The following is a 24982-nucleotide window of genomic DNA, read 5'->3' as shown; positions in this document are numbered from 1 at the left end:
TTATTTTCTCCTAATTCTTTTTTTAACAGATTGAGCATGTCCCGCTAATCCTTCATAATTTGCAAGTGTTATAACTGAAGGACCAAGACTTTCAATACCCTTTTTAGATAAGTTTATATAAGAAATCCGTTTATAAAATTCATTCACACTTACTCCACTTGAATATTTTGCTGAACCATTGGTTGGCAATATGTGGTTTGAACCAACATTATAGTCTGTCATTGCCATTACAGCATATTTTCCAAGACAAATAGATCCTGAGTTTTTAATTTTTGGCACAAAAGAATTATAATTTTTAATGTTTAGTTCTAAGTGCTCAGGGGCTATTTTATTCACCACATCAATTATTTTTTTATCTGAACTAATATGCATTAAAATCCCATTGTTTGATAAGCTTTGTCTTGCAATAGAAGATCTTGGAATTTCCTTTAATTGTTTAGAGATTTCATTTTTAACTTTATCAATTAAGGATTTATCTTTTGAAATTAATATACATTGAGCAAGATTATCATGTTCTGCTTGTCCGATTAAATCACTTGCAACCCATTCTGGATTTGAAAATTTATCACTTACAATAGTGACTTCTGAAGGGCCTGCAGTCATTCCCTCAATTCCAACATCACCAAAAACCTCTTTTTTAGCAGCTGCTACATAAGCATTACCAGGGCCTACTATTTTATTAACTTTATTTATTTTCTTTGTTCCATAAGCTGCTGCTGCAATTGCAGAAGGTCCACCTATTGAATAAATTTCTTTAATTTTACATTTACGTGCTGCATATAATACTGCTGCATTTTGTTTTCCTTTAAATCCTGGATTAATCATCACAACTCTTTTAACTCCTGCAACAATTGCTGGGATAGCATTCATTAATACACTAGATGGATATGAAGCTGTTGAGCCAGGCACATAAATTGCAACAGATTCTAAGGGAATATATTTATACTCAAGTTTATTTTTATACTTATCTACGTAAGCGATATTCTTAAATTTTTGAAGTGAATGAAATTTGTAAATTCTATTATAGGCAATATCAATTGCTTGCTTCACTTTTTTATCAAGTGATTTTATTGAATTAGAAATCTGTTTTTGAGAAGGAATAATTACAGTGTTTTGATTAAATTTTTTTTCATATTTTACTAAAGCTTTATCTCCATTTTTTATTACATCATTAATAATACCTGAAACTGAAACTGAATTAGATTGTACTTTTTTCTTTCTTTGTAAAAGCAAACTATCTAAGTTTTTATTAAAATTTTTACTATTACTATTTAATATTTTCATTAATCTTTGATTTCGTTTTGATCTTCCAGTCTTACTTCAATTGTTTCTGTAGTCAAAGCAATGTGAGCATTATTGTTGAAAATTAAATTAATCTCATAATCATCTTTATTTTTTAGATAATCTATTGCAATTAATTCTAAAACTAAATCTTCATTTTTTTGATCTATATTTTTAGATTTAACTTTATCTACGCAATCAAACCTACAAATGCTGTTAATTTTCTTATCTTCCTGATCAGTTTCAATTTTGGTTCTCTCAATCGATATCAAGAAAACTTTATTTTCTGCTAGGTATTTTATATCTGAAACTTTAACTTTTGCTCCAGCAGTACATGCTGAAATCATTTGTAAACCTTCATTATCCGAAGCTATAATTTTTGCTAAATATTTCTTATCCATTAATTAACTCTTCTAATTTTTGCTCCAACCTTTTTTAGTTTCTTTTCTATATTTTCATATCCACGGTCAAGATGATAAATTCTATTAATCACTGATTTTCCTTTTGCTGTTAATGCTGCAAGAATTAATGAAACAGAAGCTCTTAAGTCTGTTGCCATTAATTCAGCTGCTGCAAAATTAATGTTGCCAGCTACTTTAGCTGTATTACCAGCAGTTGAAATTTTAGCACCCATTCTATTCAATTCAGCCACATGCATAAATCTATTTTCAAAAATATCTTCTTTAATCACAGATTGTTTGTTGGCTTTACACAACAACACCATTATCTGTGCCTGTAAATCAGTTGGGAAACCAGGATATGGTGCTGTTTTAATATTCATACTTTTAATCTTTTTATTGCCAATAATATGAACTTCGTCTTTCTTAACATTAATTTTTGCACCTATTTTCTTTAAAGTATTAATTTCTGTTTGGATTATTTTTGGGACAATATTTTTTATCTTTAAATTTCCTGCTGTTACAGCTGCTGCAACTAAATAGGTTCCAGCTTCAATTCTATCAAACATGACTGGATAAGTAATTTCCTTTACCTCTGATACTCCTTCAATTTTAATTGAACGCTTGCTTGTCCATTCAATATTACAACCCATGTTTTTTAAAAAATTAACTAAATCTTTTATTTCAGGTTCAATTGCACAATTACTTAAAACTGTTTTTCCTTTAGCAAAACTTGATGCAATTATTAAGTTTTCTGTAGCACCAACTGATATTTTTGAAAATCGAATTTTGTTACCAATTAATCCTTTCGGTGCAGTTGCATACACATAACCTTGAACAATTTTGTATTTAGCTCCTAACTTTGATAAAGCATCCAAATGTATATTAACAGGTCTAGTACCAATCGCACAACCTCCTGGAAGGGATACTTTAGCTTTACCAAATTTTGCCAATAAAGGTCCTAAAACTAAAATACCTGCTCTCATAGTTTTAACCAAACTGTAAGATGCAAAACTTTTACTTTGTTTTATATTATCAATGACCAAGTTATTCTGATTAAATTTAATTTTAGATCCTAAGGATTGTAACAAACTAACCATCGTCTCAATATCTTTTACCCTTGGTAAATTTTTTAAGTAAATTTTTTTTCTTGAAAGTAATGTTGCAGCTAAAATTGGTAAGGATGCATTTTTTGATCCTGATATTTTTATTTGTCCTTTGAGCTTACTAACTCCAAAGACTTCTAGTTTTTGCATAACTAAACTTTAGGTAATGTTACCCCAGTTTGACCCATATACTTTCCATCACGATCAGCATAAGTCACTTCTGGTTTTTCATTTCCCTTTAAAAATATAAATTGAGCAACGCCTTCATTTGCATATATCTTAGCAGGAAGAGGTGTGGTGTTTGAAAATTCAAGTGTTACATACCCTTCCCAACCAGGTTCTAGAGGCGTAACATTTACAATAATTCCACATCTTGCATAAGTAGATTTACCAAGACAAATAACCAATACATCATCTGGAATTTTAAATTTTTCAACTGTTCTAGCTAGTACAAATGAATTTGGTGGAATAATACATTCTGATACATTTTTTGTAACAAAGTTTGTTGGTTTAAAATTTTTGGGATCAACTATTTCTGAGTTCACATTAGTAAAAATTTTAAATTCATCAGAAACTCTTGCGTCATAACCAAAAGAGGATAGCCCATAAGAGATGCTATCACCTCTAACTTGTTTTTCTTCAAAAGGAGAAATCATACCTTGTTCTTTTGACATTTGTCTAATCCATTTATCTGAAAGAACTGACATTATTTATTTTTCTTCTTCATTTTTTTTTGGAAAAGTTTTCTTTTCTTTAAATTTTTTCTTAATGCTAAGCGTAAACACTCATTTTTATCTTTAGAATTCATTCTTTGTCTGGATTAGTAAGAAAGTCTAATGTAATTGGTTTTGAAGCGTCTAAAGTTTTTGGCTTAGGTTCTTCTATTTTTGGTCCTTCTTTAGCTAAACGTTTAGCCTTTTTTTCAGCAAGCTTCTTTTCTCTTTTAGCTTGCTTCTCCATAAGCTTATTTCCTTTAGTAGATTTATAATCGTAATGAATTCCCATAAAATTTTCCTCACATAGATATAAAGCATATTGTTCAAAAAATTAAGGCAATATTTTGAAAAAAATGCTCTATTATCATTTATTAATATTTTGATCAAAAGCTCCTATAGATAAATGGTATATCAAGTCATTGGTAATGACTAATTTCCTGGTCAGTACAGGATGGGAGCACCAAATTTAATTATTTTTATAAAATATTCTTCTAACAATAATTGTAAGAACAACCAATCCCAAAAATATAATTAATGGGATATAAATATTTGGAGTAGTAATTACATCTATTACACCTGGAGCTTCAAGATTTTGGTCAATAATTTTTTCCAATCCACTTGCAATTGAAGTTACAACAAATAATTGAGGAATCATTCCAATTAAAGTTGCTAAAAAAAAATTATAAGTTTTTACATTAAATATACACGGTAATACATTTGATATTGCAAATGGAATACCTCCTACAAATCTATAAATTAATAAATATAAAAATTCTGATTTTTTAAATTTAAATTCAAGATTTTTAAACTTATTTAAAAATTTTTCTCTTATTAATTCTTTTAAAAAATAATTTGCAAAAATATAAAGTCCTGTTGCGCCAATAGTCATTCCTATAATTAAAAGTAAAGTTCCAACCCAACTTCCAAATACAAAACCAGCAAATAGTATTATTGGACTGCCAAAGCCACCTGCTAAGGTCCAAACTATACAGAACATGATAAACAAACCTGCAAATAAAATTGGATTTGATTGTTTTAATTCAAAAAAATAATTTCTATTATTTTTAATAAATTCATAGCTAGTTATTTCTTGAAAGCTAAATTTTGAAAAAAAAAAGTACAAAAACAAGCAAACAACTATTAAGTAAAATAACCCTGCAAATGTTTTAATTTTTTTGGTTTTTTCCATTAAATACAATGCTAATTGCAAAATCTTCTATTTGCTATTTATATATTTAATTACTATAAAGGGCGAAAAATTAATAAATTTAATCACATTTATGAAGCGAACATATCAACCATCCAATGTTAAAAGAGCTAGAAAACATGGCTTTAGGTCAAAAATGAAAACCAAAGGTGGTCAAAAACTTTTAGCTAGAAGACGAGCAAGAGGAAGAAAATCGTTAACTGTATCGGTCTAGATAAATGAAAAGCAAAATACTTGCTCTTTCAAAAAACGAAGAATTCAAAAATTTACTTAAGCAAAAAAAACTATCCAACAAATATGTTACAATTTTTTTTGGCAAACTAATCAATAAAGATAATAAAAAACTTAACATAAGCTTTGTGACTAAAAAGAAAATTGGAAATGCTGTTAAAAGAAATAAAATTAAACGTAGATTGAGAAATATAGTTAATGAGGCAGTTAAAAAAGTAACAGTTAAATTTGACTATTCATATCTTGTTATTGCTAAGTCAACTATGCTAAACAATGAATACAAAAATATAAAAGAAACTCTATTTCAGGATTTAGATAAAATTAGATAATGAACATATTTACAAATATTTTGGTCAAATTCATTGAAGGTTATAAATTTCTTATTAGTCCATTGCTTGGTCAATCGTGTAGATATTTGCCAACTTGTTCTGAATATAGTGTTGAAGCTTTAAAAAAATTTGGTTTAGCCAAAGGAAGTTTTATGAGTATCAAAAGAATTTTATCATGTCATCCTATAAAATTTTTAGGAGGTGGTGAAGGTTTTGATCCAATTAAAAAAGAAATGAAAATAAAAAAATAATGGAAACTAGAAACGTTATAGCAGCAATATCTTTGTCAGCGGCTGTTATCATTCTATACAGTTTATTTTTTGCCCCACCTCCAATTACAAAAGAAAATTTAGCTGAAAAAAATAAAACTGAGCAAAATGCTGATACACCAAGTATAGAACAAAAAGAAAATGTAGCAGAAATTTCAAGAGAAGAAGCTTTAAGTCAAAGTAAAAGAATTCAATTTGAAAATCAAAGTATAGCTGGATCTATATCGTTAAAAGGTGCTGCAATCGATGATTTAACTTTTAAAGAATATAATATCAGTCTAGATAATAAGGAGAAAATAAAACTTTTAGCTCCAAGAAATGCTACAAATGGATATTTAATTGAAAGTGGTTTTATTACTACTGATAGAAATATTGATATTCCAACAGCTGAAACTATTTGGTCGGTATTAGGAAACAATAAATTAACAGACCAATCTCCTGTTAAATTATCATGGACCAATAACCAAGGTTTAATATTTCAAAAAGAAATCTCTCTAGATGATAAATTTTTATTTACTATTAAACAAAGTGTAAAAAATTTATCAGATAAATCATACGATTTTTATTCGTATGGACAAATTATAAGAAATAAAATTCCTGAAATTTCTAATTTTTATATTTTACATGAGGGTCTGATTGCAGATTTAGATGATGAACTTATTGAGGAAGATTACGACGATATCCAAGAGAAAAAGTTTTCTAAAACTGCACAAAAAGGTTGGTTGGGTATAGGTGACAAATATTGGATAACATCTTTAATCCCACCAAGTGGAAAAGAATTTAAGACAACATTTGATTATAAAAATAAATTTAGAGCAAACTTTGTATCTACAGAACCTTTAGAACTAGGAAAAAACTCAAGTATTGAGGATAAAATGCAGGTCATAGTAGCTGCCAAAAGAGTAGAAATAATCGATGGGTATGCGGAGTCTTTAAATATTGATAAATTTGATTTAGCAATCGATTGGGGATTTCTCTACTTTATTACTAAACCACTATTTCATGGAATAGATTATTTCTTTAAATTATTAGGTAACTATGGTCTTGCAATTATTGCAATAACATTTTGTATTCGATTGGCATTCTTCCCACTTGCAAACTTCTCATTTAAAAGTATGGCAAAGATGAAGGCTCTTCAGCCGGAAATGGCAAGACTAAAAGATCTTCACAAAGACGATAAAATGAAGTTACAGCAAGAAATGATGGCTCTTTATAAAAAAGAAAAGGTAAATCCGATGTCAGGATGTTTGCCAATACTTGTGCAAATTCCAGTATTTTTTGCGTTATATAAAGTTTTATTTGTAACTATTGAAATGAGACAAATGCCATTTTTTGGGTGGATACAAGATTTATCTGAAAGAGACCCAACGTCACTTTTTAACTTATTTGGATTGTTGCCATATGATGTACCTTCATTTTTAATGATTGGTGCTTGGCCAATTGCAATGGGTGTTTCTATGTTTATTCAACAAAAATTAAACCCTGCCCCAACAGATCCAATGCAGGCAAAAATATTTATGTTCTTTCCATTATTCCTTACAGTTATATTAGCTCCATTCCCCGCAGGACTAGTAATCTACTGGACTGTTAATAATATTTTAACTATGGCTCAACAAGTTTTTATTATGAAACGAACTACAGTTAAAACAGCAACTTAATGTTGGAAATCAAAGAAGAAGAATTAAATAAAATCCTACCATCAGATGGTCCTTCAATTGATGAAGTAAAAAGATATCTGGAAAAATATAACGATGAATACATAGTTATTAAATGTGGTGGAAGTGTTTTGGTTGATCAAAATTTATTTAATATTTTTATAAAAAATATTGCAACACTTAATAAGTTAGGTTTTATTCCAATAGTTGTTCATGGCGGAGGCAAAAGAATAAGCAATAAGTTAAATGAATTAGGAATCAAAAGTGAATTTATTAAAGGTCTTAGAGTAACAGGTAAAGAAACTATTGACGTAGTTGAACAAGTATTGATAGAATTTAATCAAGAAATAGTCGAAGCTTTAAAAAAACAATCTTGCAATAGTGAAACTATTAATTCTAAAAATAACAATATAATTAGTGCAATCAAAGAAACTGATGAGCTAGGTTTTGTTGGAGCACCTACTAATATTGATAGAACTATAATTGATAAAATTGTTAATAATAAAAAAGTACCAGTGATTGCTCCTCTAGGCTTAGATGATAATAATCAAACTTACAATATTAATGCGGATACAGCAGCAGGTTCGATTGCAAAAAAAATTCAAGCAAGAAGATTAATTATTATGAGTGATGTTGAGGGAGTTTTAGATAATAACAAAAAACTGATCCCTGAAATTAATTCAAGCTCCATCAACGATTTAATAGAAAATGAAACAATTACAGGAGGTATGATACCTAAAATTAACAATTGTTTAGATGTTGCGAGTAATGGAGTAAAAGGTGTTGTCATAATTGATGGTAGAAAAAACCACTCCATACTTTTTGAGTTATTATCTGACAAAGGATCAGGAACCCTAATTAGACAATGAAAGATTTAGCCGATATAAAATACTGGATATTTGATCTTGATAATACTCTTTATAGTGGTCAAACTCAGGTTTTTTCTGAAGTAGACAAAAAAATGTCCTCTTTCATCTCTAAAAAATTTAATGTTGATCTTGTAAAAGCAAAAGAAATTCAAAAAAAATATTTTTATGAATATGGAACAACACTTTCAGGTTTAATGAATCATGACAATATAGATCCACAAGAATTTTTAGAATTTGTTCACGATATTGATATTAGCTGGTTACCAAAAGATGAGATTTTAAAAGAAGAACTTATAAAAATAAAAGAAAAAAAAATTATTTTTACCAATGGATCGCATGCCCATGTTGAAAATGTTACAAAACAACTTGGTATTGATGGATTATTTGATGGTGCCTTTGATATTACAGATGCAAATTATGTCCCTAAACCTCACTTAGATCCATATCAAAAACTTATCGAAAAATTTGATCTAGATCCAAATCAATCAATTTTAATTGAGGATATTGCACATAATTTAGAACAAGCTAAAAATTTAGGAATGAAAACTTGTTGGTTGGAAAATGAAGAAGTATTTGCAAAAAAAGACTCTGACAAACCATATATTGATTACAAGATTAAGAACTTGCCTTCTTTTTTACAAGAAATTAATATATTAAAGAATAATTAAATTAACTATCTAAAAAAGAAATATGAATGATATTGAAAAAATTATAAATGAAGCATGGGAAAATAAAGATAATGTTAACCAAGATTCTGACCAAAGTTTAAAAGATACCATCAATCAAATGATTGATGATTTAGATAGTGGTAAAGTAAGGGTTGCAGAAAAAATTAATGATGAGTGGGTCACTCATCAGCATATTAAAAAAGCTATTATGCTTAGTTTTAGAATATACCCAATGGAAAATTTAAATGGTCCATATAGCAGTTGGTACGACAAAGCACATTTGTTAAAGGGAAAAACTGCCGGTTGGACTAAAGAAGATCACGAAAAAGCTGGATTTAGAATGGTACCAAACTCTCCAGTTAGAAAAGGATCATTTGTTGGAAAAAATGCAGTACTGATGCCATGCTACGTTAATATTGGTGCTTATATTGATGAAGGCACCATGATGGATACTTTTAGTCGTGCTGGTAGTTGTTGCCAAATAGGTAAAAATTGTCATATCTCTGCTGGAAGTGGAATTGGTGGAGTATTAGAGCCTGCTCAAGCATTACCAACTATTATTGAGGACAACTGTTTTATTGGAGCAATGTCAGAGGTTGTTGAAGGAGTAACTGTTGGAGAAGGATCTGTTTTAAGTATGGGAATGTATATTGGACAATCAACCAAAATAGTGAATAGAAAAACTGGAGAAATTACATATGGAAAAATTCCTCCTTATTCTGTAGTTGTTCCTGGATCGTTACCTGACAAAAATAATGCGTCTGCACCCTCACTATATTGTGCGGTAATAATTAAACAGGTAGATGAGAAAACAAGATCTAAAACTTCTGTTAACGATCTACTAAGAGAATAAATTTTTAATGAATACTATTAATGAACTTCAATTAGCTAAGGAGCTGATTAAATTTCCAACAGTAACACCTGTTGATGCTGGTATTATGAAATTTTTAGAAAAAAAACTTAAAACTCTAGGCTTTAAAACTAAAATTTTAGAATTTAAAGAGAAAGACAGCAAGTCAGTAAAAAATCTTTATGCAAGACTTGGCAATCAAAGTCCAAATTTCTGTTATGCAGGTCACTTAGATGTTGTTCCAGCAGGAAATTTAAAAGATTGGACAGTAAACCCATTTAAACCCTCTGTTAAAAAAGGATACTTAATTGGAAGAGGTGCGAATGATATGAAAAGTTCAATTGCTGCATTTGTTTCAGCAGTGAGTAATTTCGTTGCAAATAAAAGGAAATTTAATGGCTCTATTAGTCTTTTAATCACTGGTGATGAAGAAGGAGTTGCAATTAATGGAACTAAAAAAGTAGTTGAATATTTAAAAAAGAAAAAAGAAAAGATAGATTTTTGCTTAGTAGGTGAACCTACTAACCCTAATAAATTAGGTGAAATGATTAAAATTGGGCGAAGAGGAAGTATGACTGGAAGACTTTCAATTATAGGTGTTCAGGGCCATGTAGCTTATCCCCAAAGAGCAAATAATCCATCCACAGCTATTGTGCAAATATTAAAGGAATTGAAAGAAATTAAATTTGATAATGGTACAAGAGATTTTCAACCAACAAATCTAGAAGTTACCAAGATAAACATTAATAATTCTGCAGACAACGTAATACCAGGATTAGCAAATGCAACTTTTAACATTAGATTTAATAATAAACACAGTTCAAGTTCTATAAAAAAGAAAATTGATAAAATAATAAAAAGAATATGTAATAAAAATAAATCAAAATATAAAATTAATTACAGTGTCTCTGGAGAAGCATTTCTTACAAAACCAAATAATACGACTTTTATGATCAGAGATATCATTAAAAAAATTACAAAAATTAAACCTCAGCTCTCAACAACTGGAGGTACTTCTGATGCAAGATTTATTAGAAAAATAGCTCCTTGTTTAGAATTTGGTTTGGTTGGTAAAACAATGCACAAAGTAGATGAAGCTGTTTCACTGTCTGATTTAAAAAAACTTACATTGATTTATTCAAATATTTTACAAAATTATTTTTAGTGAAAACTGGTCTAGTTACCTCTAATACTTATCAAAATCATAATACAGGTGATGGGCATCCAGAAAAAATTGATAGAGTTACAGCTATTATTGATAACTTTAAAAAAATTGATAACAAAGAATTAATTTGGAAAAAACCAGTTAAATTTGATCAATCTTTTTTGGTTAATACACATTCTTCTGAATATATAGGTTTAGTAAGTAAATCATTTCCAGAAAGTGGTTTAGCTTTTCTTGATGGAGACACAGTTGTCTCACCTGGAAGTAAAGAAGCAACAAAAGATGCTGTAGGATCTATAATCACAGCAATCGATGGTGTTCAACAGAAAAAATTTAAAAATGCGTTTTGTGCTGTAAGACCACCAGGACATCATGCAGAAAAAGATAAAGCAATGGGATTTTGTATATATAACAATGTTGCTGTTGGGGCTAATTATCTAATTGAAAAATATAAGTATAGTAAAGTTGCTATTATTGATTTTGATGTTCATCATGGAAATGGAACACAAGATATTTTCTATGATAATGAAAAAGTGTTATATATTTCAACACATCAATACCCTTATTATCCTGGATCAGGATCAGAACAAGAAAAAGGTAAGTATAATAATATTTTTAATATTCCACTTGAAGCTGGCACAACTGCTGAAGAATATCTAAATGCATACGAACATGTTTTGAAAAAATTAAAAGAATTTAAACCTGAATTTTTATTGTTTTCTGCAGGTTTTGATGCACATATTGATGATCCTTTGGCACAACTTAGACTAGGTTCGGAGGATTTTTATACGATAACCAAAAGAACATTAGCGCTTTCTAAATCATTTTGTAATGGAAATGTTGTTTCTATTCTTGAAGGTGGATATGATCTTAAAGCATTACAGGACAGCTCCAAACGTCATGTCGATGCTTTAATAGAATTTGATTGCTAATTCTAAATAACTCTCTAAATAAAAACTTTATGAAAATGTACAAAATTAATAAATCTGTAATTGATAAAAAAGGTAGAGGACTTTATGCTACAAGAGACATCAAAGAAGGAACAAAAATAATAGATTATATTGGAAAATTAATTACAAAAAAACAAACTGAAGAGTCAGATAAATATGATAATGGAAAACCAATTTATTTATTTACTATAAACAAAAGATATGATCTTGATGGAGACTTTCCTTGGAATACAGCAGGTCTTATTAATCATTCATGCAATAATAACTGTGATTATGATGGCAAAGGACTCAAAATTTGGGTTAAAGCCATCAAGGATATAAAAAAAGGTGAAGAATTTACTTGTGATTATGGATTTGGTTATGATGAAAATTACAAACAATTTCCTTGCAAATGTAAATCAAAAAATTGTTGTGGGTACATTGTAAGAGCAGAGTCTAGATGGCGAATAAATAAAAAATTTTCAATGAGCAATAAGAAAAAACTAATAAATAACTTTTGCTAGAAAAAGTCCTTCTGGTGGTGCAGGTGGTGCACACAATATTCTTTTTTTTGATCTAAAAGCTTTATTAAAGGTTTTTAAATCCCATTTTTTTTCACCTAAATATTTCAAACAACCCACCATAGATCTCACCTGTTGTTGTAAAAAAGATTGTGATTTAAATTCTATTTCAATTTTATTTTTTAAAGATCTAATTTTGATAGATTTAATAGTTTTAATCGGACTTTTAGCGTGACAACTTGATGATCTAAAAGTTGAATAATCATTTGTTCCAATTAATTTTTTTGCACCTTTTTTAATTAATTCTAAATCTAACCGTTTCCTTACATGCCACCCTCTATTTTTTTCAATCACAGGCTCACTGATTTGGTTAAATATGATGTATTTATAAATTCGTTGCTTTGCTGAATACCTTGAGTGAAATTTATTGCTTCTTTTTTTTATTTTAGTTATTGCAATGTTTTTATCATTTAAGAAATGATTAATCGATTTCAAAAATTTTGTTAAATCTATTATATTATTTATACAGTCAAAGTGAGCAGATTGTGCAATTGCGTGAACACCCGTGTCTGTTCTGCCCGAACCATTTAAAATTATTTTTTCTTTTAAAAGTTTTGTAAGTTTTTCTTGAATAAGTCCTTGAATAGTTGAGCCTTTTTTTTGAATTTGCCACCCTCTAAAATTTGTACCCACATACTCAATAAGTAACTGATATCGAGCCATTTATATTACAATCCCTTTTTTTATTTGTGAGCCGAGCATAAATTCACCAATATTTTGAGGTTTTTTTCCCTGTCTTTGAATTTCTTTAATTTTAATTGATTGCTTGTCTCCGCAGGCAATTTCCAAATAATCTGAAACAACCTCACCTGGATTTCCAGCTCCATAAGCAATTTCTCCTTTTAAAATTTTGTATCTTTCCCCTTTATGTATAAAAAAAGCACCTGGCACAGGGTACAAACCATTTATTTTACCATTTATTTTTTGTGCACTATCATTCCAATTAATTTCACCTTCAGCTTTTTGGATTTTAGATGCATATGTTGCTTTTGAGTGATCTTGATCAATAAATTTTGCTTTATCCTCATATATATTGTCAATATTATCTAATATTTTTTCAGCAGCTATTAAGGATAATTTATCAGCAACATCACTCGCATTTAAATTATTATCTAAATCTATTTTATAAGTATTGCATACTGGGCCTGTATCTAATTGTTCAGATATTTTCATGATACTAACCCCTGTTTCTTTATCAAGATTCATTATAGATCTTTGTATAGGAGCTGCTCCTCTCCATTTAGGAAGTAAAGAAGCATGAATATTTATAAATCCTTTTTTAGTTAAGTTTAAAAACTCTCTTGGAATTATTTGACCATACGCAACTACAATTGCAAGATCAGCATTTATACTTTTGAAATACTCATATTCTTCATTGTTATCTTTTAAATATTTTGGTGTTCTGAATTCTAAATTTAAAGTTTCAGAGATACCTTGAATTGGTGATTTATTAATTTTTTGACCTCTCTGAGATTTTTGTGGAGGCTGAGTATATACATCTGATATTGGATAGCCATTTTGATATAAAGATTTTAAAATAGGAACAGCAAACATGGGTGTACCCATAAAAACAATTTTTTTTGCCATCAATTAAAGTACTGTAGTATTTGATTTTAATTTTGATAATTTTTTAATAATCATAGATCTTTTTAATTTTGAAAGATAATCAATAAACAGGATGCCCTCTAAGTGATCCATTTCATGTTGAATACAGGTTGCAAGTAATCCGTCTGCTTTTAATAACTGTTTTTCTCCGTTGTAATCAAGATATTCAACTTCACATTTACTAGGTCTATCAATTTCTGCAAATTGATCAGGCACAGACAAACAACCTTCTTCATAAGTTGCTTTTAATGTATCTTTATTTTTGATCACTGGATTTACAAAATATCGAGGTTCTTTTTTTCCCTCTTCTTTACAAATATCCATCACTATAATTCTTTTTGGAACGCCAATCTGAATTGCAGCAAGACCTATCCCAGGTGCCGCATACATGGTTTCAAGCATGTCATCCATTAATTTTTGTTCTTCACTACCAACATTTTCAACAGGCTTTGAAATTTGTCTAAGCAATTTGTTAGGTTCAGTTATGATAGTTTTAACAGTCATTAATGAGATTATTTTATTATAATTTTTATACTTTTAAAGGAAGAACTTTTAATAAAAGTTTGTTTCTAATTAAATCAACATTTAATTGGTTTAATGTATTGATTATAAAATAAACCGTATCATCATCAATATCCTCTATTTTTTCAGGGCCAATCACTTCAATAACCCTTAATAATGCAGCACCTATTTCATTGTTATCGATCATTAATTGAATATCAGCTGGCATTTCTGATTTATTAATTTCATAAAGATTATCATATTTTTTTGAAATCTTAATTCCATCTGATTTAAGTGCTTCAATAAAAATTATGTCTTTTTTAGATAAAAAATATTTTTTATCTTTTTTTATTTTTTTTAAAAACTTATTTAATTCTTCCTCAATTTTAGATTTTGCATAATCTCCATTAAAATAGTTTACTAATTTAGATTGATGTAAAATTTTATTGTTATACTTAATTTTTTTATCAATAATTTTATCAGTTTTACTATAATTATTATAAAAAGTTGTAAAATTGGAAGGAACTTCTTCTTCATTAATTTGATTTAAAAACTTTTTTAATTCTTCGTCAAATGCATTACCAATATCATCTGCTTCAAATATATTCTTTAAAGTTTTAATTAATTTTAACTTTAACTTAGGTTCTTCTGTTAGAAGTAATCTTTGGTATACCAAAGCTCTTCCTTCTATAGATGATAAAGATTTATATACTTCTTCGGTATTTAGTAATTGATTAATATTAAACTGAAATCGTTTATAAAATTCAAATAACTCCTTTTCTGAGTAATTTTTATCATGTGTAGCTTTTTCAATTGTTGATATTTTGTCTATATCTGTAATTTCAATATCCTGTATATTATACAACAAATTAGATGCTGATAGGTATTTCCAAATTAATTTTGGAGTTTCTTTTGTGGGTTCAAATGCAAATTCAGGATTTGTTCTATGAGCTAAATGAAAATCTAAAACAGAATTTTCAGATACCTCATTATTAACTTCATCTAAATAACCAAATAAATAATTAATTTTGTTTTCAAAATAATCGTCTTTGAAACCTAATTCTTTTTTTAAGTCTAAAATTAATTGAGCTTCCTCATTTTTGCCATAGTTAATTAAGCAATATAAATTAAATTTTGATAGATATTCATTTTCAATAGGTTTTATAATTTTAGAGAAAATTTCACATGATTTTTTGATATCTGATTGAGACAAATATCTATCAACAAGATATTTCATTAATTCAGGATGTAAGTTAATAATTTGATTTTTAAGAAGATACTCTTCTATTAATTCAAAGTTAGAATCTTTAATTAGCCAATTTGATTTTATTTTTAAGAATTCTTGTTCTGTAATATTTTGATTTGGATAGTAAGCATTTGTCAGCATTGAAATATTGAGTATCTCAGATGCATCTTTTGAAAGTTCATACTTATCTATATTTTTAAAAAGACTTTTTAATTTTAGACCATCAGAATTTGCCCACATGTTAATATCTAGGCCATAATCACCAGGATCATATAGTCCAGCAATTGTAATCTTTTTAGATATTAATTCTTGATCTAGTTTTATCTGATTTTTTTTTTTATCTGACTGCATATCATAAACACTATTCTCAGAAATTACTTCTAATTTTTCAGTTGATGATTCTTTCTCGATAACGTCTTCTGTTTCTTTTTTATCTATATTCCAAATATCTATTGGCTTATCTTCAGCAATTAAAGAGAGGGATGATAATAAATAAATAATTATAACTGATAAATACTTCTTATTTAACAATCTTAAAATTTTCATTTGAGATAATTTTTTCTATTTCTTTTTTTGGGGCTGGAAAATCAATTTTATTGAGAAAAAAAACAATTCCAAGAATAACTGCTAACCCTACAATAGATTTAACAACTGCTCCAATAATGTTAAATTTACCTGAACTTGTATTTTTATTAAATTGCATATAACTTTAGTTAATTTCAAATTAAGACATATTTGTGTTTTTTCAATAAAGAAACTTATGAAATCAAAAGAAAATCTTGTTTTTTTAGGAATGATGGGATCTGGAAAGAGCTCTATTGGCCTACTAATTGCAAAAAAATTAAAAGTTGATTTCATAGATGTGGATAAAGAAATTGAAAAAGAGTTGGGTATATCTATTAAAAAAATATTTGAAACTAAGGGAGAAAATTATTTTAGAAAAATTGAAAAAAAAATTACTTTAAGGAAATTAAAATCTAATTCTTCTGTAATAGCCCTTGGTGGTGGCGCTTTTACAAATAAAGAGATAAGAAAAAATATTTTAAAAAATCACTTATCTTTTTGGTTAAATTGGAATGATGAGATATTATTAAATAGAATCAAAAATAGCAAAAAAAGGCCTTTGGCCTTTAATTCATCAGATAATGAATTGATTGATTTAATAAAAAACCGAACTAACGTCTATTCAAAAGCTTTATATGAAATTAAGTGTGATAATTTATCAAAAAATCAAATAGTTAAGAGAATTTTAGAAATTTATGAAACCTATTAAATTAGAGATAAATACAAAAACTCAAAAATATTCAATCATGATTGGATCCAATCTAATGTTTAATATTTCAAAAATAATCAAAGGTAATTCAATTAATTTTAAAAAATGCCTTGTAATTATCGATAAAAATATTTCTAAGAAAACTATTTCTCAAATAAAAAAATCATTAAATAGAAAGAAAATTTATATTCACTTTTTTAAAGCTAGTGAAATTAATAAGAATATAAATAACGTAAATAAAATTTTAGATATTTTGCTTAATAAAAATTTTTCAAGAGAAGATTGTTTAATTTCAGTAGGTGGTGGAATTACTGGAGACATAAGTGGATTTGCAGCTAGTTTATTTAAAAGGGGATTAAAATTTATTAATGTACCAACTACTCTTTTATCTCAGGTAGACTCATCTATTGGAGGGAAAACTGGTGTAAATACTAAATATGGAAAAAATTTAATCGGCAGTTTTTATCAACCAAATTTAGTTATTTCTGATATTCAATTTTTAAAGACACTACCTAATAGAGAAGTAATTTGTGGCTATGGTGAAATTTTAAAACATTCTCTTATTGCCAATAAAAAGTTTTTCAATTTTTTAAATAAAAATTATAAAAAAATTATTTATCTTAAATCACCATTTATTGAAAAAGCTATTTTTGAAAGCTGTAAAATTAAAAAAAATATTGTTGAAAAAGATGAAAAAGAAAAAAATTTAAGAAAAATTTTAAACTTTGGTCATACTTTTGCTCATGCCTATGAAGCTTCTTTGGGTTATACAAAAAAACTTAACCATGGTGAGGCTGTAATTCTTGGCATGAAAACAGCATTAAGTTTTAGTTTAAACAATAATTTATTAAAAAAAGATGAATATTATTTAATTAATAATCATATTACCAACTCTAAATTACCATTTAATATAAAAAAATTCTTTAAAACCCAAGATTTAAAAAAAATTATGTCTTTTATGCTTAAAGATAAAAAAAATTATTCAGATAAAATTAACTTAGTTTTATTAAAAAAAATTGGTTCCCCAATCATCAATAGAGAATATGATAAAAAAAACTTAAGCCTTTTTTTAAAAAAAGAATTAAGCAATTAAAATTTGTATTGAGTGGATGAATTCTTTTAACTCTTTATCTAAAGTTTTATAAATTTTTTTAGTGCTTTCTATTTTAGACATTTTTTTTAGATCAATAGATTTTAAAGTAATTTTTAAATGAAATTTTCCTTCTTCATTACCTTGATGATTTTTATGAAGAAAAGATTTGTCTTCAATATTGATGCTTTCAATATTTATTTGATTGTGTAGTTTTTTTTTTACAATTGCAATTAGCTCATTTATATCCATAAGTATTATTATATATCATGAAAAATATTTGTGACTGGAATAATTGTAATGAAATTGGTGATTATAAAGCACCCGTTGAAAAAGATAATAGTAAGAAATTTAGAATGCTTTGTCTAGAACATGTAAAAGAATTTAACAAAAACTGGAACTATTTTTCAGGAATGAATGATGATCAAGTTTTAGATTTTTTAAAATCTGATATGATTTGGCATAAACCCACACAAAGCTTTAGTTCTTCGGATAATTTTTTTAAAGTTCTTTGGAATAACACATTAAGAGACGAATTAGACAAAGATAAAATTAATGGTGATTATGATCATATGCGTCAATTTAAATTTAATCACAAAGATATAAAAGCGTTTGGAATATTGGGTATTTCTGTAGGTTTAAAATGGAAAAAAATACAAGACAAGTTCAAATTACTTGTTAAAAAATTTCACCCCGATATAAATGCAGGAAATAAAAAATATGAAGAAAAGTTAAAACTAATTACTTTAGCTTACACTCAACTTAAAAACACATATAGAGAAAAAATTGACACCAAATCTTAACATACAACCAGATATTAAGGTTTCTCTTAAACAGACTTTTGGTATCGATTCTGAAATGGAAGTAGATGCATTTTCAAAAAAAAATGAATACGTTCCTGAGATAGATAAAAGTTATAAATTTGATAGAGATACTACTCTAGCAATAATTTCAGGTTTTGCTTTCAATAAGAGAGTTCTTGTTCAAGGATACCATGGTACTGGCAAGTCCACCCATATAGAACAGATTGCTGCTAGGCTTAATTGGCCATGCATACGTGTAAACTTAGACAGCCACGTAAGTAGAATAGACCTAATTGGAAAGGATGCGATTGTTCTTAAAGAGGGAAAACAAATCACACAGTTTAATGAAGGTATCTTGCCTTGGTCCATACAAAACCCTGTAGCTCTTGTTTTTGACGAATATGATGCTGGAAGACCTGATGTGATGTTTGTGATTCAGAGAGTTTTGGAGGCGGAGGGTAACTTTACTCTACTTGATAAAAATAAAGTTATTAAACAAAACAAATATTTTAGATTGTTTGCAACATCCAATACAGTTGGTCTTGGTGATACAACAGGCCTTTATCACGGCACTCAGCAAATAAACCAGGGGCAAATGGATAGATGGAATATTGTAACAACACTAAATTATCTAAGCCTTGAGAGAGAGCTAGATATAGTTTTGGCAAAAAATAAAAATTTAAACAACACTAAAGGTAAAGAAAAAGTTGCAAACATGATAAAGGTGGCTTCTTTAACAAGGAAAGGTTTTATTGCAGGCGACATCTCAACAGTAATGAGTCCAAGGACTGTTATGCATTGGGCAGAAAATTCAGAGATTTTTAAAGACACTGGATATGCTTTTAGAGTAACTTTTTTAAATAAATGTGATGATATTGAAAAAAATACTATCGCTGAATATTATCAAAGGTGTTTTGGTGAGGAATTACCAGAGTCTTTGATAAATATTCAAATCTAAATGAGTAGCAAAGATATTAATTTAAAAGAAAAATTCAGAATTGCTTTAACATCAACAGCAAAAGTAATTTCTGATGATTATACTTTAGACGATAAATCTTCAGAAAATAAAAAAACTAAGAGCTCAGAGATTTTAGAAATTAATGATCTCACAAATCCAAGTGATTTTATCAAACTGCGTGCTGAAACAGACTCTGAAGCTTTAAAAAAAAAATTTTCTAACGATACAATCTATAGAAAAAATTTACCCACTAATAATTCCTCGCGATCTCTTTATAATATTGCTGAAAAAATTAGATATGAGTCCTTAGGTGGAAAAATGCTTAAAGGAATAGAAAAAAATTTTACCGAAAATTACACTCAAATAATAAAAGGTAAAAGAAAAGAACAATTGAAAACTAAAGAAGATGTTTCTGTTGCTGAAGCATTTGAATTATATATGCTTAAAAATTTTCACCAAATTAAATTAAATACTCTGACTTCAAAAATGTTAAATTTTTGGGAAAAAGACTTTGAAAAATCAATAGATAAGCACAAGAAATTTTTACAAGAAAATTTAGAAGATCAAAACAATTACAGTTCTAGATTTTCAGAAATTTTAAATGAAATGGATATCTTTCAAAGTGAACAAGAGGATGAAAGACAAGAGGAAAATCAAGATCAGGGGCAAGATAATCCTTCAAATGATGATCAAGACAAAGAAACTGAGGATAATAAAGATGATAATAATGATCAAGAGACTCAAGCTTCTTTAGATGCTGATTATAATGTTGATGAATTTAATCTAGATGAACAACTTTCAGATAATGAAGCAGATGAGCAGAGTTCAGAGCAAATTATTCAAAAAAATATTGATAATATTAATCTTGATTATAAAATTTTTACTACTCAGTATGATGAAATTACAAAAGCTGAAAATTTAGAAAACGCTGATGAAGCAACAAAACTAAGGAGGTCTTTAGATCAACAATTAGTTGGATTTCAAGATGTTATAACTAAACTTGCAAATAAACTCCAAAGACAGTTGCTTGCTAAACAAAATAGAGCATGGGAATTTGATCTAGAGGAAGGTTTACTTGACAGTTCAAAATTACCAAGAATTATAATGGACCCCTACAATTCTCTTTCATTTAAAAAAGAAAAAGATTTAGATTTCAAAGATACGATAGTGACTTTGCTGATTGATAATTCTGGATCTATGAGGGGAAGACCCATCACTATTGCAGCAATTTGTGCTGATATATTGTCTAGAACTCTTGAAAGATGTTCCGTTAAAGTTGAAATTTTAGGTTTTACTACTAAAAACTGGAAAGGTGGCCAAAGCAGAGAATTATGGAATAAAAATTCTAAACCTAAAACTCCAGGAAGATTAAATGATTTAAGACACATCATATATAAAAGTGCTGATACTCATTGGCGTCAAGCTAGGAATAATTTAGGTCTTATGCTTAAAGAGGGTTTACTTAAAGAAAATATCGATGGAGAAGCTATTTTGTGGGCTTACAATAGAATCAAAAAAAGAAAAGAAGAAAGAAAGATAATGATGGTAATTTCTGATGGTGCACCAGTTGATGACTCAACTCTTTCAGTTAACTCAGGTGACTTCTTAGAGAAACATCTAAAGAAAATGGTAAAATTCATAGAAAACAAAACTGAAATTGAAGTTTTAGCAATTGGTATTGGTCATGATGTTTCAAGATATTATGATAAGGCAATAAAAATAACAGATGTAAATGAATTAGGAGATGTAATGATATCTCAATTAAGCTCTTTGTTTGAAACTAAAAAAAAATTTCATTAAATATTAAATAGATCCTTATTATTCCATTTAATAATAACTTCTGCTCCACTTCTTGTTTTAGAGTTTCTGCAATTTATTTTAGCAAAATTTTTTTCTAAAAGAGTTTTGCCTATAAACAGTCCAAGACCTAAGCCTGATTTTGATTTATCCTTGATGTCGTTTGATTTCAAATAAGGTTCACCAATTTTTGACAAAACATCTCTTGGATATCCATCTCCATCATCTTCAATGATAATTTGGGTTATTTCACTATCACTTTTAAGACTAATATAAATTGTATTTTTAGCAAATTTATTAGCATTGCCTATAAAATTTCTTAAACCATAAACAATTTCAATTGATTTTGTTATTCTTTTTTTATTAGAGTCTTGATCAAAATTCAAAACAAAACTCTTCTCGCTTATCTCTTTAAATGATGAGGCAATTTCACTTAGATAATCTTTCATAGTTAAATCTTTATCAATAAAATTGTCTTCTTCTACTGGGTTTAAAGTCAAACGTTTTAAAATTTCATTACATCTTGTTACTTGACTAGATAATAATTCTATATCCTTTTTTACATCTTTTTGAGTTTTAAATTGTTTCTCAAGATCATGAGCAATTATTTTAATTGTAGACAAAGGTGTTCCAAGAGAATGGGCCGCAGCTGCAGCTTGTCCTCCTAAAGACAAAAGTTCATGCTCTGTAGCCATTACTTCCTCCATTTTTGCTAACGCTTCTCTCCTCAATCTAGATTGTGCTCCAAAAGACATTGCTAAATAATTTAAAAAAATTAAAGCAATAATTAAAGAAATTGGAATTGAATAAAAATAATATGAACTTACATGAAAATGATCACTAATTGGAGAAGGTAAATCCAGAGAATAGAATGTAAGTATAAAAACTATAATTAAAGTAAGTAATACTAATAAAAAATTTGTTTTAAAACTTAAGTTTGATGACGAAAAAATACTTGGAATTAATAAAAAAATTACAAATGGATTTGTAACACCTCCTGTTAAATAAAGTAAACCACCTAGCTGCAATATATCTATTACTAAAAAAATAAACGCTGATCTATCTGATAATTGAGTTTTTTTATAGATAAAAATTAAAAATAAATTACTTAAAATACCTAAAAATATAATTAGATTTGAAATAATAAAATCAAATTTAAAATTTAAAAAAAAATAAACAAAATTAATTGATATTAATTGCCCAATTATACCAATCCATCTTAAACTTATATAAGTTGATTTTTTAAAAAAATGATATTTTGAAGTTTCAAAAAACTTCATTATTAAATATCGAGATTCTGAACATTTATTGCATTAGAAATAATAAAATCTTTCCGTAATGCAACATCATTACCCATAAGAGTATGGATCAAGCTCTGATCTTTTTTTAAATCTTTGGAATACTGAACTTGAAGTAAATTACGTGTTTCAGGATCAAGGGTTGTACTCCATAATTCCTCCGGATTCATTTCACCAAGACCTTTAAATCTTTGTATGTTCATTTTAGATTTTTCTAAATCTAATTCTTTTAAAAACTCTTTAGAACCTTTTTTGATTTTCTTTAAATTTTTGTTATTGCTTACTATGTAATCCTCCAACTCTTTTTCGTCTTTAATATAAATACCTTTGGAACCCTTATTAATTTTAAACAATGGTGGCTGAGCTAAATAAACATGTCCGTTTTCAATTAATTTATTAAATGGTTTGTTGTTAAAAAATGTTAATAATAAAGCTCTAATATGAGATCCATCAACATCAGCATCAGTCATAATAATAATCTTTCCATATCTTAAATCTTTTAAGTCTATTTCTTGTACTTTAGGATCTAAACCAAGAGCATTAATTAAAGTAACTATTTCATTAGAAGAAATCATTTTTGATAAAGCTTTTGTTCTTTGTTGATCTGAACTATCTCCATTTCCATTCTTTTTGACTGTTAAATCTTCAACATAGGTATTTAAAATTTTACCTCGTAAAGGTAAAACAGCTTGATTGGCTCTATTTCTTCCTTGCTTAGCTGATCCACCCGCTGAGTCACCCTCTACAATAAACAATTCTGTGCCTTCTTGTTTACCAATTTGGCAATCTGCCAATTTTCCAGGAAGGCCACTCAATTCTAGAGCACCTTTTCGTCTTACATTCTCTCTTGCTTTTCTTGCAACATCTCTTGCCATTGCAGCCTGAATAACTTTAGCTAAAATTATTTTTGCAACAGATGGATTTTGATCAAACCAGATAGAAAGTTTTTCATTAACAACTGTCTCAACTATCATTCTTACTTCTGATGAAACTAATTTATCTTTTGTCTGTGATGAAAATTTTGGATCTGGTATTTTAGTAGATAATACACATGTTAAACCTTCTTTAATATCGTCTCCAGAAATTGCCAATTTATTTTTCTTAAGAAGGTTATTTTCATTTGCATATTTGTTTATAACCCTTGTTAAGGCGCTTCTAAAACCTAGTAAATGGGTTCCTCCATCTTTTTGGTATATATTGTTAGTATATGCAAAAATATCTTCAGCGTAGCTTGCATTCCATTTTAAAGAACACTCTAACTCTATATTATTTTTTTTACCTTCTATATAAATTGGTTTTTTGAATAAATCATTTCCATTTTTATTTTGTAGCTTTTCTCTTTTTTCATCTAAAAAATCTACAAATTCAAGAACTCCTCCATCAAATCTAAATTCTGTTATTTTTTCTTTTTTTTGACTAGCGTCAGTAAAAATAATTTTAATTCCTTTGTTTAAGAATGCCAATTCTCTCATTCTTTTAATCAAGATGTTTGCACTAAATTTTATTGAAGAAAATATTTCTTTTGATGGTAAAAAAGTTATTTGTGTTCCTGTATGTTTAGATTTTCCGGTAACTTTTAATGGAGATTTAGCTTCTCCATCTTTGAATTCAATGAAATGTTTTTTTCCATCTCTGTTGATCTCTAATTGTAGTTGTTCTGACAATGCATTTACAACTGAAACACCAACTCCATGTAATCCACCAGAAACTTTATAAGAGTCGTGATCAAATTTACCTCCAGCATGAAGTTGGGTCATTATCACTTCAGCTGCAGATTTTTTTTCACCTTTATGCATATCAACAGGAATCCCTCTACCATCATCATTAACGGTTATAGTCCCATCAGGATTAATTTTTACATTAATATTTTTGCAATGCCCTGCTAAAGCTTCATCAATAGAGTTATCAACAACTTCATAAACCATATGGTGTAAACCAGTTCCGTCATCTGTGTCACCAATATACATTCCTGGTCTTTTTCTAACTGCCTCAAGACCTTTTAAAACTTTAATTGAGTCTGCTTGATATGTATTTTTATTTGTCATTTTTTTAATTTTAGGAAAGAAAAATTATAACATTTTTTAAAAAAAAAACTCACTTATATTTATATGGCTAATATAAAAACATTAAATAAGCCCTTTAAAACAAAGATAATTT

The 24982-nt window shown here is 27.9% G+C and carries 29 protein-coding genes; 15 read left to right on the top strand and 14 right to left on the bottom strand.

Going from position 1 to position 24982, the window contains the following annotated elements; all coding sequences use genetic code 11:
• From hisD to ACIJYE_RS00325, 6 genes are all read right to left on the bottom strand, one after another.
• Window positions 1-1284 carry a histidinol dehydrogenase gene (gene hisD, locus ACIJYE_RS00350; RefSeq protein ID WP_435090402.1) on the bottom strand — a complete coding sequence of 428 codons (1284 nt, stop codon included), beginning with the start codon at window positions 1282-1284 and terminating at the stop codon, window positions 1-3.
• The gene (locus ACIJYE_RS00345) at window positions 1284-1682 is read right to left on the bottom strand and encodes a DUF2948 family protein (protein ID WP_435090401.1); all 399 of its coding nucleotides are present in this window, start codon (window positions 1680-1682) and stop codon (window positions 1284-1286) included. Before ACIJYE_RS00345 ends, hisD begins: the two co-directional genes overlap by 1 nt.
• Window positions 1682-2935 carry a UDP-N-acetylglucosamine 1-carboxyvinyltransferase gene (gene murA / locus ACIJYE_RS00340; protein ID WP_435090399.1) on the bottom strand — a complete coding sequence of 418 codons (1254 nt, stop codon included), beginning with the start codon at window positions 2933-2935 and terminating at the stop codon, window positions 1682-1684. The genes ACIJYE_RS00345 and murA overlap by 1 nt, the downstream gene beginning before the upstream one ends.
• Window positions 2936-2937: 2 nt before the next feature.
• Complete coding sequence (gene dcd, locus ACIJYE_RS00335) at window positions 2938-3492, bottom strand: dCTP deaminase (protein WP_435090397.1); 555 nt, start codon at window positions 3490-3492, stop codon at window positions 2938-2940.
• Between the two features lie 97 nt (window positions 3493-3589).
• Window positions 3590-3790 (bottom strand): hypothetical protein, encoded by a 201-nt coding sequence (locus tag ACIJYE_RS00330; protein ID WP_435090395.1) that lies wholly within the window; start codon window positions 3788-3790, stop codon window positions 3590-3592.
• Window positions 3791-3967: 177 nt separating this feature from the next.
• Window positions 3968-4690 carry a TVP38/TMEM64 family protein gene (locus ACIJYE_RS00325; RefSeq protein WP_435090393.1) on the bottom strand — a complete coding sequence of 241 codons (723 nt, stop codon included), beginning with the start codon at window positions 4688-4690 and terminating at the stop codon, window positions 3968-3970.
• Window positions 4691-4781: 91 nt separating this feature from the next.
• Here ACIJYE_RS00325 and rpmH point away from each other — a divergent pair, with 91 nt between their 5' ends.
• Genes rpmH through ACIJYE_RS00275 form a run of 10 tightly spaced genes read left to right on the top strand, consistent with a single transcriptional unit; the run spans window position 4782 to window position 12197 of the window.
• Complete coding sequence (rpmH, locus tag ACIJYE_RS00320) at window positions 4782-4922, top strand: 50S ribosomal protein L34 (protein ID WP_008545591.1); 141 nt, start codon at window positions 4782-4784, stop codon at window positions 4920-4922.
• Between the two features lie 4 nt (window positions 4923-4926).
• Window positions 4927-5268: a ribonuclease P protein component gene (gene rnpA, locus ACIJYE_RS00315; RefSeq protein WP_435090392.1), complete on the top strand. Its 342-nt coding sequence runs from the start codon at window positions 4927-4929 to the stop codon at window positions 5266-5268.
• On the top strand, window positions 5268-5519 hold the full coding sequence (yidD, locus tag ACIJYE_RS00310) for a membrane protein insertion efficiency factor YidD (protein WP_435090390.1): 252 nt from the start codon (window positions 5268-5270) through the stop codon (window positions 5517-5519). Before rnpA ends, yidD begins: the two co-directional genes overlap by 1 nt.
• A complete protein-coding gene (gene yidC, locus ACIJYE_RS00305; protein ID WP_435090388.1) occupies window positions 5519-7195 on the top strand; it encodes a membrane protein insertase YidC in 1677 nt (558 codons plus the stop codon). Before yidD ends, yidC begins: the two co-directional genes overlap by 1 nt.
• A complete protein-coding gene (gene argB / locus ACIJYE_RS00300; RefSeq protein WP_435090386.1) occupies window positions 7195-8061 on the top strand; it encodes an acetylglutamate kinase in 867 nt (288 codons plus the stop codon). Before yidC ends, argB begins: the two co-directional genes overlap by 1 nt.
• Complete coding sequence (locus ACIJYE_RS00295) at window positions 8058-8729, top strand: pyrimidine 5'-nucleotidase (protein WP_435090384.1); 672 nt, start codon at window positions 8058-8060, stop codon at window positions 8727-8729. Before argB ends, ACIJYE_RS00295 begins: the two co-directional genes overlap by 4 nt.
• A gap of 22 nt (window positions 8730-8751) precedes the next feature.
• Complete coding sequence (gene dapD, locus ACIJYE_RS00290) at window positions 8752-9582, top strand: 2,3,4,5-tetrahydropyridine-2,6-dicarboxylate N-succinyltransferase (RefSeq protein ID WP_435090383.1); 831 nt, start codon at window positions 8752-8754, stop codon at window positions 9580-9582.
• A 7-nt stretch (window positions 9583-9589) separates the two neighbouring features.
• On the top strand, window positions 9590-10744 hold the full coding sequence (dapE, locus tag ACIJYE_RS00285; RefSeq protein WP_435090381.1) for a succinyl-diaminopimelate desuccinylase: 1155 nt from the start codon (window positions 9590-9592) through the stop codon (window positions 10742-10744).
• Entirely contained in the window at window positions 10744-11676 is a 933-nt protein-coding gene (locus ACIJYE_RS00280; protein ID WP_435090380.1) for a histone deacetylase family protein, read from the top strand. The genes dapE and ACIJYE_RS00280 overlap by 1 nt, the downstream gene beginning before the upstream one ends.
• Window positions 11677-11705: 29 nt before the next feature.
• Window positions 11706-12197, top strand: a complete 492-nt coding sequence (locus ACIJYE_RS00275; RefSeq protein ID WP_435090379.1) for an SET domain-containing protein — start codon at window positions 11706-11708, stop codon at window positions 12195-12197.
• On the opposite strand, the gene truA is transcribed toward ACIJYE_RS00275, so the two are convergent.
• From truA to ACIJYE_RS00250, 5 genes are read right to left on the bottom strand one after another with little or no spacing between them, the layout of a single operon-like run.
• Window positions 12177-12917: a tRNA pseudouridine(38-40) synthase TruA gene (truA, locus tag ACIJYE_RS00270; RefSeq protein WP_435090378.1), complete on the bottom strand. Its 741-nt coding sequence runs from the start codon at window positions 12915-12917 to the stop codon at window positions 12177-12179. The two genes, ACIJYE_RS00275 and truA, sit on opposite strands and share 21 nt — an antisense overlap.
• Window positions 12918-13841: a methionyl-tRNA formyltransferase gene (gene fmt, locus ACIJYE_RS00265; protein ID WP_435090376.1), complete on the bottom strand. Its 924-nt coding sequence runs from the start codon at window positions 13839-13841 to the stop codon at window positions 12918-12920.
• A gap of 3 nt (window positions 13842-13844) precedes the next feature.
• The gene (gene def, locus ACIJYE_RS00260) at window positions 13845-14363 is read right to left on the bottom strand and encodes a peptide deformylase (protein WP_435090375.1); all 519 of its coding nucleotides are present in this window, start codon (window positions 14361-14363) and stop codon (window positions 13845-13847) included.
• 25 nt (window positions 14364-14388) lie between these two features.
• Window positions 14389-16152, bottom strand: a complete 1764-nt coding sequence (locus ACIJYE_RS00255; protein WP_435090374.1) for a hypothetical protein — start codon at window positions 16150-16152, stop codon at window positions 14389-14391.
• Window positions 16127-16309 carry a hypothetical protein gene (locus tag ACIJYE_RS00250; protein ID WP_435090373.1) on the bottom strand — a complete coding sequence of 61 codons (183 nt, stop codon included), beginning with the start codon at window positions 16307-16309 and terminating at the stop codon, window positions 16127-16129. The genes ACIJYE_RS00255 and ACIJYE_RS00250 overlap by 26 nt, the downstream gene beginning before the upstream one ends.
• A 57-nt stretch (window positions 16310-16366) precedes the next feature.
• Between ACIJYE_RS00250 and ACIJYE_RS00245 the strand changes: the two genes are divergently transcribed.
• Together ACIJYE_RS00245 and aroB are read left to right on the top strand one after the other, a co-directional pair.
• Window positions 16367-16879: a shikimate kinase gene (locus ACIJYE_RS00245; protein ID WP_435090372.1), complete on the top strand. Its 513-nt coding sequence runs from the start codon at window positions 16367-16369 to the stop codon at window positions 16877-16879.
• Window positions 16866-17972, top strand: a complete 1107-nt coding sequence (aroB, locus tag ACIJYE_RS00240) for a 3-dehydroquinate synthase (RefSeq protein ID WP_435090370.1) — start codon at window positions 16866-16868, stop codon at window positions 17970-17972. Before ACIJYE_RS00245 ends, aroB begins: the two co-directional genes overlap by 14 nt.
• On the opposite strand, the gene ACIJYE_RS00235 is transcribed toward aroB, so the two are convergent.
• A complete protein-coding gene (locus ACIJYE_RS00235; protein ID WP_435090368.1) occupies window positions 17961-18221 on the bottom strand; it encodes a BolA/IbaG family iron-sulfur metabolism protein in 261 nt (86 codons plus the stop codon). The two genes, aroB and ACIJYE_RS00235, sit on opposite strands and share 12 nt — an antisense overlap.
• Before the next feature lie 17 nt (window positions 18222-18238).
• On the opposite strand from ACIJYE_RS00235, the gene ACIJYE_RS00230 reads away from it, so the two are divergent.
• From ACIJYE_RS00230 to ACIJYE_RS00220, 3 genes are read left to right on the top strand one after another with little or no spacing between them, the layout of a single operon-like run.
• A complete protein-coding gene (locus tag ACIJYE_RS00230; RefSeq protein WP_435090366.1) occupies window positions 18239-18772 on the top strand; it encodes a J domain-containing protein in 534 nt (177 codons plus the stop codon).
• Window positions 18756-19730 (top strand): cobaltochelatase subunit CobS, encoded by a 975-nt coding sequence (cobS, locus tag ACIJYE_RS00225; protein WP_435090365.1) that lies wholly within the window; start codon window positions 18756-18758, stop codon window positions 19728-19730. Before ACIJYE_RS00230 ends, cobS begins: the two co-directional genes overlap by 17 nt.
• A complete protein-coding gene (locus ACIJYE_RS00220) occupies window positions 19731-21530 on the top strand; it encodes a cobaltochelatase CobT-related protein (protein WP_435090363.1) in 1800 nt (599 codons plus the stop codon).
• Here ACIJYE_RS00220 and ACIJYE_RS00215 read toward each other — a convergent pair.
• Together ACIJYE_RS00215 and ACIJYE_RS00210 are read right to left on the bottom strand one after the other, a co-directional pair.
• Window positions 21527-22807: an ActS/PrrB/RegB family redox-sensitive histidine kinase gene (locus ACIJYE_RS00215; RefSeq protein WP_435090362.1), complete on the bottom strand. Its 1281-nt coding sequence runs from the start codon at window positions 22805-22807 to the stop codon at window positions 21527-21529. The genes ACIJYE_RS00220 and ACIJYE_RS00215 overlap by 4 nt on opposite strands.
• Window positions 22808-22809: 2 nt before the next feature.
• Window positions 22810-24870: a DNA gyrase subunit B gene (locus ACIJYE_RS00210; protein WP_435090361.1), complete on the bottom strand. Its 2061-nt coding sequence runs from the start codon at window positions 24868-24870 to the stop codon at window positions 22810-22812.
• Window positions 24871-24982 lie beyond the last annotated feature (112 nt).

It is taken from the genome of Candidatus Pelagibacter bacterium nBUS_30, assembly GCF_051201245.1.
GTDB lineage: Bacteria > Pseudomonadota > Alphaproteobacteria > Pelagibacterales > Pelagibacteraceae > Pelagibacter.
Note: the sequence above shows the minus strand (reverse complement) of the source record. Positions and strands in the feature narration are given on the sequence as shown.

Excerpts from the sequence above, each read along its gene's own strand:
- hisD (WP_435090402.1), bottom strand. The coding sequence starts at position 1,284 with ATGAAAATATTAAATAGTAATAGTAAAAATTTTAATAAAAACTTAGAT.
- ACIJYE_RS00345 (WP_435090401.1), bottom strand. The coding sequence starts at position 1,682 with ATGGATAAGAAATATTTAGCAAAAATTATAGCTTCGGATAATGAAGGT.
- murA (WP_435090399.1), bottom strand. The coding sequence starts at position 2,935 with ATGCAAAAACTAGAAGTCTTTGGAGTTAGTAAGCTCAAAGGACAAATA.
- dcd (WP_435090397.1), bottom strand. The coding sequence starts at position 3,492 with ATGTCAGTTCTTTCAGATAAATGGATTAGACAAATGTCAAAAGAACAA.
- ACIJYE_RS00330 (WP_435090395.1), bottom strand. The coding sequence starts at position 3,790 with ATGGGAATTCATTACGATTATAAATCTACTAAAGGAAATAAGCTTATG.
- ACIJYE_RS00325 (WP_435090393.1), bottom strand. The coding sequence starts at position 4,690 with ATGGAAAAAACCAAAAAAATTAAAACATTTGCAGGGTTATTTTACTTA.
- rpmH (WP_008545591.1), top strand. The coding sequence starts at position 4,782 with ATGAAGCGAACATATCAACCATCCAATGTTAAAAGAGCTAGAAAACAT.
- rnpA (WP_435090392.1), top strand. The coding sequence starts at position 4,927 with ATGAAAAGCAAAATACTTGCTCTTTCAAAAAACGAAGAATTCAAAAAT.
- yidD (WP_435090390.1), top strand. The coding sequence starts at position 5,268 with ATGAACATATTTACAAATATTTTGGTCAAATTCATTGAAGGTTATAAA.
- yidC (WP_435090388.1), top strand. The coding sequence starts at position 5,519 with ATGGAAACTAGAAACGTTATAGCAGCAATATCTTTGTCAGCGGCTGTT.
- argB (WP_435090386.1), top strand. The coding sequence starts at position 7,195 with ATGTTGGAAATCAAAGAAGAAGAATTAAATAAAATCCTACCATCAGAT.
- ACIJYE_RS00295 (WP_435090384.1), top strand. The coding sequence starts at position 8,058 with ATGAAAGATTTAGCCGATATAAAATACTGGATATTTGATCTTGATAAT.
- dapD (WP_435090383.1), top strand. The coding sequence starts at position 8,752 with ATGAATGATATTGAAAAAATTATAAATGAAGCATGGGAAAATAAAGAT.
- dapE (WP_435090381.1), top strand. The coding sequence starts at position 9,590 with ATGAATACTATTAATGAACTTCAATTAGCTAAGGAGCTGATTAAATTT.
- ACIJYE_RS00275 (WP_435090379.1), top strand. The coding sequence starts at position 11,706 with ATGAAAATGTACAAAATTAATAAATCTGTAATTGATAAAAAAGGTAGA.
- truA (WP_435090378.1), bottom strand. The coding sequence starts at position 12,917 with ATGGCTCGATATCAGTTACTTATTGAGTATGTGGGTACAAATTTTAGA.
- fmt (WP_435090376.1), bottom strand. The coding sequence starts at position 13,841 with ATGGCAAAAAAAATTGTTTTTATGGGTACACCCATGTTTGCTGTTCCT.
- def (WP_435090375.1), bottom strand. The coding sequence starts at position 14,363 with ATGACTGTTAAAACTATCATAACTGAACCTAACAAATTGCTTAGACAA.
- ACIJYE_RS00255 (WP_435090374.1), bottom strand. The coding sequence starts at position 16,152 with ATGAAAATTTTAAGATTGTTAAATAAGAAGTATTTATCAGTTATAATT.
- ACIJYE_RS00250 (WP_435090373.1), bottom strand. The coding sequence starts at position 16,309 with ATGCAATTTAATAAAAATACAAGTTCAGGTAAATTTAACATTATTGGA.
- ACIJYE_RS00245 (WP_435090372.1), top strand. The coding sequence starts at position 16,367 with ATGAAATCAAAAGAAAATCTTGTTTTTTTAGGAATGATGGGATCTGGA.
- aroB (WP_435090370.1), top strand. The coding sequence starts at position 16,866 with ATGAAACCTATTAAATTAGAGATAAATACAAAAACTCAAAAATATTCA.
- ACIJYE_RS00235 (WP_435090368.1), bottom strand. The coding sequence starts at position 18,221 with ATGGATATAAATGAGCTAATTGCAATTGTAAAAAAAAAACTACACAAT.
- ACIJYE_RS00230 (WP_435090366.1), top strand. The coding sequence starts at position 18,239 with ATGAAAAATATTTGTGACTGGAATAATTGTAATGAAATTGGTGATTAT.
- ACIJYE_RS00220 (WP_435090363.1), top strand. The coding sequence starts at position 19,731 with ATGAGTAGCAAAGATATTAATTTAAAAGAAAAATTCAGAATTGCTTTA.
- ACIJYE_RS00215 (WP_435090362.1), bottom strand. The coding sequence starts at position 22,807 with ATGAAGTTTTTTGAAACTTCAAAATATCATTTTTTTAAAAAATCAACT.
- ACIJYE_RS00210 (WP_435090361.1), bottom strand. The coding sequence starts at position 24,870 with ATGACAAATAAAAATACATATCAAGCAGACTCAATTAAAGTTTTAAAA.